Here is a 2,911-nt window from a genome sequence, read left to right as displayed (position 1 = left end):
AGTTGGCGGGCGCCGCGCTTCATGGCGCGCAATTGTTCGTAGCGGATATAGGTCATGCGGGGATCGCAATGGCCGAGCGAAAGCTGGTGATTGGTTTCCGAGAGAAACGCCCAGGCAAAGCCGAAGGCGATGTACTTGCCGCGCATGGGGCCGATCATGTCGTCGCTGCCGTACATGACGCGATCGACGCCGACGCCATTGTAGAGCGCGTCGAGGGCATCGGCTTCGCAGACGGTGGAGGTGTCGTACCAGACATTGGGCAGGCCGCGCAGGCTCGCGGCGGCTTTCTCGATGGCCCAGGCGGAGTAGGAGCGGGCGCAATGGGCAAGAATCCAGCGCACGCGCGGGTATTTCTCGCTGAGGCGCAGCATTTCCGAGATGTTGTCGGGGTCCGAAATGGCCCGGCGCTTGGAGAGATGCATCATGACAATGAGGCCGAGACGATCGGCGAGGGCGATCTGGTGCTCGGGGAGGAAGTCGGTGATCCCGGCTTCGGCGCGGTCGGAATTGGTTGCGTAGACCAGATAGGGTTTGAGGCCGATGGCGCCGGTGCGCTTGAGCGTGGCGAGGATTTCGGCCTCGCTCATGCCGGGATGGACCAGCATCAGGGCGGCGGAATCTGTGCTCCTGGCGGCTTCATTGGCGACGTAAGTGTTGGAGCTATCGAAGTCGCATTGGCCGGCAAAGGGGAAGGGGAATGCCAGGCGTTCGACCTGTCGGCCGGGGAGGAGGGCGGCATCGATTTCGTCGGCGAGTTTGGTGGTCACCTCGGGGAAATAGCGGCCGATGCTGGGGGCGTAGGGGCCGGTCTCCTTGTCGGGATTGAGGTTGAAGGCCCAGCGATAGATATGGGTGTGCACGTCGAAGACCCGCTCGGGTACGAAACCGTCCAGTTCCTCCGCCCAGATGCGCTGGTCGAAATCGGTGGGCGTGAAATCGTACATGGCGGTGCTCCCCTTTTGCCTTGAACTATCATGTTACACTGATAACAATATAACCAAAGCGCAAGGGAGGATTTCGTGGGGGCGGGTCAGGAACTCTGGAACAAGGCCAAACGGCTGATACCGGGCGGAAATATGCTGCTGTCGAAGCGCCCGGAAATGTTCCTGCCGGAGCAGTGGCCGGCCTATTTCAGCAAGGCCAAGGGCTGCCGGATCTGGGATCTCGACGGGCGCGAACTGATCGATATGACGATCATGGGCGTGGGCGCCAATACGCTTGGCTATGGCGATGAGCGGGTCGATGCGGCGGTGGTTACGACGGTGGTGCGCGGCAATATGTCGACGCTCAACGCGCCCGAAGAGGTGGAACTGGCCGAACGGCTGGTGGCGCTGCATCCATGGGCCGATATGGCGCGGTTTGCGCGGACGGGCGGCGAAGCAAACGCGGTGGCCATTCGCATAGCGCGGGCGGCTTCGGGGCGGGATGGCGTCGCCATATGCGGCTATCATGGCTGGCACGATTGGTATCTGGCGTCCAATCTCGGGGACGACGATAGCCTTGCGGGGCATCTCTTGCCGGGGCTCGATCCGCAGGGTGTGCCGCGGAACCTGCGCGGGACCGTCTTTCCGTTCGGCTTCAACGATATTGCGGCGCTTGAGGCGTTGATTGCGACCGGCAAGATCGGCGTGATCATGATGGAGGTGGCGCGGACGTTTGATCCGTCGCCGGATTTCCTCAACAAGGTGCGCCAGCTGGCGACCGCCAATGGCATCGTGCTGATCTTTGACGAGTGCACGTCCGGGTTTCGTCAGAGTTTTGGCGGGTTGCACAAGCTCTATGGTGTCGATCCCGATATGGCCGTGTTCGGCAAGGCACTGGGCAATGGCTATGCGGTGACCGCCGTGATTGGCCGTCGCGAGGTGATGGAAGCGGCGCAGAACAGTTTTATCAGTTCGACTTTCTGGACCGAGCGGATTGGGTCGGCAGCGGCATTGGCGACGCTTGATGTGATGGCGCAGACGCAGTCCTGGGAGGTCATTACCGGGATCGGCGTGGATATCACTCGGCGCTGGCGCGAGTTGGCGGCAAAACATGGGCTGGAGATTTCGACGTCGGGCCTGCCGGCCCTGACCGGGTTTGCGTTCAAGGGGGCGAATGCTGCCGCTTACAAGACGCTGATCAGCCAGGAAATGCTCGACAAGGGCTATCTGGCTGCCACCAGCGTCTATACCTGCCTCGCTCATACACCGGATATCGTCGACGGCTATTTCAACGCGCTCGATCCCGTCTTTGCCCTCATTGCGGAGTGCGAGGCAGGACGCGATGTCGGTTCGCTTTTGCGTGGCCCTATCTGCCACGCCGGTTTCAAACGTCTCAACTAGGACTTGTTATGACTCTCGTTCTCAAGGCACGGCCGGTCGATGCCGCGGCGCTCGCTCCCTATGCAACCGTGCTTCACGCCGCAGATGGCGAGGCGCGGGCTTTTCCCGAGGTGATGGAAAAGGGCGATGTGCCGGGCGCGCATGCCTTTACGATTCTCTGTCCGCAGCCGGTGGACGGGGCGGTGCGTGTCGCCGCGCTCGAGCGGCATCCGCATTCGACGCAGAGTTTTGTGCCAATCAAGGCTGGGCGGTGGCTCATTCTCGTGGCGCCCAAGACTGCCATCGGCGAGCCGGATTTGGCTGGGGCGCTGGCATTCGTCGCCGGGCCTGAGGATGCGATCTGCATCGGGCAGGATGTGTGGCACGCAGGGCTGACGGTTCTCGATCAAGCGGCGCAATTCGGCATGATCATGTGGAAGGCCGAGAGCGCCGAGGATGGGGTGCTGTGGCAGCTTGATGAGGCTGTTGAGGTGGAGATTTAGGGGGGCTGTCCCTCAACTCAAGCCATCACCCCTGTAGATCGTCACCCTCGGGCTTGACCCGAGGGCTTTGCACTTGCTGTGCCGTGACCAAGTGCAGTGTCCTCG

Annotated in this window: 3 protein-coding genes; 2 read left to right on the top strand and 1 reads right to left on the bottom strand. The window is 62.0% G+C overall.

What is annotated here, in order from left to right; genetic code table 11:
• Positions 1-944, bottom strand: a 944-nt coding sequence (locus tag ABW043_RS16200) for an amidohydrolase family protein (RefSeq protein ID WP_353922234.1), incomplete at its 3' end; no start/stop codon positions are given.
• A gap of 75 nt (positions 945-1,019) precedes the next feature.
• Here ABW043_RS16200 and ABW043_RS16195 point away from each other — a divergent pair.
• Both ABW043_RS16195 and ABW043_RS16190 read left to right on the top strand, forming a co-directional pair.
• On the top strand, positions 1,020-2,324 hold the full coding sequence (locus ABW043_RS16195) for an aminotransferase class III-fold pyridoxal phosphate-dependent enzyme (RefSeq protein WP_353922233.1): 1,305 nt from the start codon (positions 1,020-1,022) through the stop codon (positions 2,322-2,324).
• Positions 2,325-2,332: 8 nt separating this feature from the next.
• Positions 2,333-2,806, top strand: coding sequence for an ureidoglycolate lyase (locus tag ABW043_RS16190; protein ID WP_353922232.1), 474 nt, complete (start codon positions 2,333-2,335; stop codon positions 2,804-2,806).
• Positions 2,807-2,911 lie beyond the last annotated feature (105 nt).

The organism is Devosia sp. (assembly GCF_040509215.1).
Classification (GTDB): domain Bacteria; phylum Pseudomonadota; class Alphaproteobacteria; order Rhizobiales; family Devosiaceae; genus Devosia.
This window is presented reverse-complemented; position numbering and strand designations above follow the sequence as displayed.